Here is a 5,471-nt window from a genome sequence, read left to right on the forward strand (position 1 = left end):
GGCGACGCCCTCCACCGCGCCGCGGGATGACGGCACCACGATCGAGCGCGAGCGCTTGCCGTGGAAGTAGGAGCGCAGCCAGGGATGGTCGGAGGCGAGCATCGCGTCGATCGGCCCCTCCGCGATGATCTGGCCGTCGCCGAGCGCCGCGATGCGGTCGCAGGCGGTGTAGAGGCTGTCGAGGTCGTGGGTCACCATGAACACGGTGAGCCCGAGCGTGCGCTGGAGCGTCGCGACCAGCTCGTCGAACTCGCCGGCGCCGATCGGGTCGAGGCCGGAGGTCGGCTCGTCGAGGAAGAGCACCTCGGGGTCGAGGGCGAGCGCCCGGGCCAGCGCCGCGCGCTTGATCATGCCGCCCGAGAGCTCGGAGGGCAGCTTGTCGGCGGCGTCGGGCTTCAGGCCCACCATCTCGATCTTGAGCCGGGCGAACTCGTCGAGCAGGCGCTCGGACAGCTTCAGGTGCTCGCGCATCGGCACCTGGATGTTCTGCTTGACGGTGAGCGCCGAGAACAGGGCGCCCTGCTGGAAGAGCACGCCCCAGCGCCGCTCGATCACCCGGCGCTGGGCGAGGGTCAGGCGGTCGACATCCTCGCCGAAGACCTCGATCGTGCCCGACCGCTTCGGCACCAGGCCGAGCAGGGTGCGGGTCAGCACCGACTTGCCCTGGCCGGAGGGCCCGACGAAGCCGAGGATCTCGCCCCGGCGGATGTCGAGGTTGAGCCCCTTGAGCACGGTGCGCTCGCCGAACGCGACCACGAGGTCGCGCACGCGGATGATCGGATCCTGCGCGCCGGGCAGGCGGTCGGGCAGGCAGCCGGGAATGGCCGACGGGGCAAGGGAGGGAGGGTGCAAGGGAAGGGCTCGCCTCGCTCAGAAATCGATGGCCGCGAAGAACACGGCGAAGAGTCCATCGAGGACGATGACCATGAAGATAGACTTGACGACTGAGGCGGTGACGTGGCGGCCGAGCGATTCGGCCGATCCCTCGACCAGGAAACCCTCCACCGAGGCGATGATGCCGATGATCAGGGCCATGAACGGCGCCTTGATCAGGCCGATCAGGACGTGGCGCAGGCCGATCGCGTTCTGGAGCCGGAACGCGAAGGCCTCGAGGGAGAGCCCGCCATAGAGCCAGGAGGTGAGCGCGCCGCCGGCAAGCGCCGCGAGATCGGCCAGGAAGGCGAGCAGCGGCAGGGCCAGCATCAGGGCGATGATCCGCGGGACGATCAGGATCTCGATCGGGTCGAGACCCATGACCCGCAGGGCGTCGACCTCCTCGCGCATCCGCATCGAGCCGATCTCCGCCGTGAAGGCCGAGCCGGAGCGCCCCGCCACCATGATCGAGGTGAGGAGCACCCCGAGCTCGCGCAGCGCCAGGATGCCGATCATGTTGACGACGTAGCTCTGGGCGCCGAAGCGCTGGAGCTGGATGATGCCCTGCTGGGTGACGATGCAGCCGACCAGGAAGGCGATCAGCATGATGATCGGCGCGCCGCGCAGCGCGATCTGCTCGATCTGGTTGACGAGCGCCGGCCCGCGGAAGCTCCGCGGGCGGGCGAGCACCCGCAGGCAGCCCGCCACCACCTCGCCCAGGAAGGCGAGGCCGGCGAGCCCCTGGTGGCCGAGGCTGCGCACGCCGGAGCCCAGGTTCGCCACCGGATCGAGGGGGTGGAAGCGCCGGGCGCGCGCGGCCGGCGCGGCTTCCCGGTAGGCGACCTCGCGCAAGAGGATCAGGTGCTCGGGCGAGGCCCCCGCATAGGCGGTGCCGGCGGGCAGCGCCGCCCGGGTGCGCTCGAGGACCCAGGCGCCCAGGGTGTCGAGGCGCGACAGGCTCGACAGGTCGATGACCAGGGGCGCGCCGCCGGCACCCGCCAGCATCGCGGCGGCGGCGCCCTCGACGGCGGGCGCCTGGTCGGCGGTCCAGCGGCCGGTGAGGCGCGCGGCGAGACCGTCGCGGACGCGTTCGACCGCGGCGTGGGCCGGATCGCCCCCCCGCGTGATCGGTTCGGTCGGCACGGGCCGGCCTCCCTCGTTCGCCACAGATCCCCTCGGGCCGGTCCTATACCCCGTCATGCTAACAATTCGCAAACCATCGGGTCGACGGGTGTCATTGCCTGGCGCTGCGGGCCGCCCGCGCCGCCGCGAGGGTGAAGGCGAGGCCGAGGCCCGCCACCGGCAGCATCAGCCCGAAGGCGAGGGACCCGCCGCCGGCCCGGTAGGCCGCGCCGCTCGCCAGGGTGGCGGAGGCCGAGGCGAGGGCGGCGCAGGCCGCGTAGGTGCCTTGCGCGGCGCCGCGGCCGCCCTCGGGGGCGAGGCGCGACAGGGCCGCCATGACGCCGAGCTGCGTCGCCCCGAAGGTGAGGGCGTGCAGGGCCTGGAGCGGCAGGACCAGGGTCGGCAGGCCGGCGGCGGCGAGAAGCCCGCCCCAGCGCAGGAGCGCGGCGACGGCCCCGAGGCCGAGCAGGCGGAACGGCGCATCGCGCAAGAACGGGATGCGCCCGGCCACCGCGAAGAAGCCGACCTCGGCGACGACCCCGACGCCCCAGGCGATCCCGGTCTCGGCCGGCGACAGGCCGAGACCGACCCAGTGGATCGAGCCGAAGGCATAGACGGCGGCGTGGCTCGCCTGGATCGCCGCGCCGGCCGCGATGGCGAGCCACAGGGCGGCGGGCAGGCGTACCCGACCGGAGGCGCGGCGGGCCGGGGCGGTCGCGCTCTCCCGGCGCAGCAGCAGGGCGGCGCCGCAGGCCGAGGCGAGTTCGAGCCCGGCGAGAAAGTTCGGGATGCCGCCGGTGCCGACGACGCCGAGGAGCCACCCGCCGAGCAGCGTCGCGGCCAGGAAGCCGAGGGAACCGCCGAGCCGGATCCGGGCATAGTCGAGATCCGGCCTGCGGCGCACCGCGGCGAGACTCTGGTAATCGAGGCAGGGCACGAGCGATGCGCCGGCGACGGCGTTGACGACGATCACCCCCGCGAGCAGCGGCCAGGACAGGGAGGCCGCCGGGGGCATCAGGGCCCAGGTCGCGGCAAGGCCGAGGCTGCCGGCGACCATCAGCGTGCGGGGCGCAACACCCCGGTCGATCAGGCCCACGAGCGGCGCGGTCGCGACGATCCGGACCAGGATCGGCAGGGCGACGAGCGCCCCGATCAATTCGGGTCCGAGGCCGAGCCCGGCGAGCCAGAGCGGCAGGAACGGCATCGCCACGCCGATTCCGGCGAAGACCGCCGCATAGAGGAGGGCGAGGCGCAGGCCGTCGCGGGAGGAGGGCGGAGGGACCGTCACGAGAACCTTGGGGGCGAGACCGAATCAGCCGCCCCGGGGCGGGCCTGGCGTAAGCCGCCGTTAACGCCGGGATGTCAAGCCTTAACGACGACACGCCTGATCGGGCGACGCCGCGCCGGCCGATCCGGTGGGCGATTGACAGGGCAGGTGAGATGGCCGGGACCCCTTCGCTCCCCATGCCGCGGGAGGAGTACGACGTCATCGAGGGCGCGATGCTGGAGACCGCGCGGGGACGCTGGTTCCTCGGCGAGTTCGCCCGGCGCAACCGCCACGCCGATACCGACGTGCTGCTCCAGGCGATCGGCCGGATCGAGACCGTCGTCACGGCCGAGCGCGGCCCGCCCGGGATGGAGCGCCTGCGCTTCGACCTGATCGAGATGGCGAAGGCGATCAGCCGCACCAAGTCCGAGATCGCAGCGATCCACACGCCCGAACAGGACCAGAGCCAGCTCGGCGCCGCCTCGGAGGCCCTCGACGGCATCGTGAGGACCACCGAGCGCGCGACCTCCGACATCCTTCAGGCCGCCGAGGAGGTCCAGGAGGTCGCCTGGACCCTGCGCGAGACCGGCGCCGAGAGCAGCGTCTGCGACCGCCTCGACCACAACGCGACCCAGATCTACACCGCCTGCTCGTTCCAGGACCTGACGGCCCAGCGCACCAGCCGCATCGTCAACACCCTGCGCTACCTCGAGCAGCGCCTGACCGCGATGATCGAGATCTGGGCCAGCGAGGACGATCCGCCGGCGCAGGCCGGGCAGCGCGCCGAGATGCCGGGAACCGCCCTCGACCAGGACGACGTCGACGAGATCGTCGCGACGGGCCGGGGGAGGGGGGATGACGGCGACAGGCCCGAGGCGGCGCCGCGGCTGCGTCTCGTCGAGACCGCTCTGGCCGACGACGACATCGCCTTCGTGCCGGTGCGCGAGGAGGCGCCGCCGATCGACGACGCGGTCACCCTCGAGGACGCCTTCGCGGAGATCGACGACCTCGCGGTCAACGAGAAGCTCGCCCGCTTCACCTGAGCGGCCCTGCGTCGCTGCGTGAGTGCTTCGCCCTCGCGGCGAGGCCTCTGTCCTCGCGGCGAGGCCTCTGCCCTCGCGGCGCCATGATCGCCGCACAGGGACCGCGCAGCCCACAGCCTCGAACCCGGTCCCGATGTCCCTGAACCTCCTCAAGCTCTGCGTCGGCTGCGAGTCCATCGCCGATCTCGAGGAGTGGATCGCCGCGCGCCGGGCCGAGGCCGTGCGCCAGGGCCGCCCGCCCGAGCAGGCCCATATCACCCGGATGGTCCCGAAGCGCGGCGACGAGATCGTCGGCGCGGGTTCGCTCTACTGGGTGATTCGCGGCCTGATCGCCTGCCGCCAGCCCGTCCTGGCGATCCGCCCCTTCGTCGATGGTGAGGGCGTCGGCCGCTGCCGTCTCGTCCTCGATCCGGCCGTGACGCCGGTCGAGCCGCGGCCCTGCCGGCCGTTCCAGGGCTGGCGCTACCTCACCCCCGCCGATGCCCCGCGCGACATCTCCCGCCACGCGGCCGGCGACCTCGCGGCGATGCCCGAGGCGATGCGGCGGGAACTGGCGTCGCTCGGGCTGCTCTGAGGGAACGGGCGACCGGTCGACCCCGGAAACCCGCCCTTCGGTCTCAGCCCTGGCGGCCGCCGGCCCCCGCCTCCAAGGTCCGCAGGATCCAGGTGTCGCGCGGTAGCTTCGCCTTGGCGGCAGCCGCGTCGATCTGGTCGGACAGGGCGGTCGGGACCGGCACCGTCACCAGGATCTGCGTCGCGTCCTGGGACGGATCGTAGGCGAGCGTCGTGACCTGCGCGGCGAAGCTGCGCAGGGCCGATCGCTTCTGGGGCGGCGTCAGGCTGGTGTCGCGGTCGATCACCGGGCAGTAGGACGCCACCGCGTGGTCGATGATCGCCCCATTCGACAGGCCCTCGGCCCTCAGGCGCTTCACGGCATCGCCCAGGGCGCGATTCGAGCCCGCGGCGGCGCCCGGCTTCATGATCGCCTCGAACAGAGGCCCGTCCGGCGCGGCCTTGCCGCCGGCCGGACAATCGAGGCCGGCGGCGAGGGCCGGGCCGGCCCCGAGGAGCAGGAGCCCCGCGAGGGCGAGAGCGGGGAGGCGGGACGCGACGGGCATGACATTTCCTCGGCTCGGTGGGACCGATCGGGGCCGGGCCATCCCAGC

The 5,471-nt window shown here is 73.2% G+C and carries 6 protein-coding genes; 2 read left to right on the forward strand and 4 right to left on the reverse strand.

The annotated features are described in order from the left end of the window. From QR78_RS31100 to QR78_RS31110, 3 genes are all read right to left on the reverse strand, one after another. Positions 1-768 (reverse strand): ABC transporter ATP-binding protein (locus tag QR78_RS31100; RefSeq protein WP_423793836.1); only part of this gene is annotated, 768 nt, incomplete at its 3' end. A gap of 102 nt (positions 769-870) precedes the next feature. Continuing rightward, positions 871-2,016, reverse strand: a complete 1,146-nt coding sequence (locus QR78_RS31105) for an MlaE family ABC transporter permease (RefSeq protein ID WP_244276401.1) — start codon at positions 2,014-2,016, stop codon at positions 871-873. 91 nt (positions 2,017-2,107) lie between these two features. Continuing rightward, a complete protein-coding gene (locus QR78_RS31110; RefSeq protein ID WP_048431505.1) occupies positions 2,108-3,283 on the reverse strand; it encodes an MFS transporter in 1,176 nt (391 codons plus the stop codon). Positions 3,284-3,435: 152 nt separating this feature from the next. Between QR78_RS31110 and QR78_RS31115 the strand changes: the two genes are divergently transcribed. Continuing rightward, positions 3,436-4,305, forward strand: a complete 870-nt coding sequence (locus QR78_RS31115; protein ID WP_048431506.1) for a hypothetical protein — start codon at positions 3,436-3,438, stop codon at positions 4,303-4,305. A 133-nt stretch (positions 4,306-4,438) separates the two neighbouring features. Then, positions 4,439-4,879: a DUF1489 family protein gene (locus QR78_RS31120; protein ID WP_048431507.1), complete on the forward strand. Its 441-nt coding sequence runs from the start codon at positions 4,439-4,441 to the stop codon at positions 4,877-4,879. Between the two features lie 43 nt (positions 4,880-4,922). On the opposite strand, the gene QR78_RS31125 is transcribed toward QR78_RS31120, so the two are convergent. Beyond that, a complete protein-coding gene (locus QR78_RS31125) occupies positions 4,923-5,423 on the reverse strand; it encodes a hypothetical protein (RefSeq protein ID WP_053221183.1) in 501 nt (166 codons plus the stop codon). Between the last annotated feature and the right edge of the window lie 48 nt (positions 5,424-5,471).

The sequence above is a fragment of the Methylobacterium indicum genome (assembly GCF_001043895.1).
Taxonomy (GTDB): domain Bacteria; phylum Pseudomonadota; class Alphaproteobacteria; order Rhizobiales; family Beijerinckiaceae; genus Methylobacterium; species Methylobacterium indicum.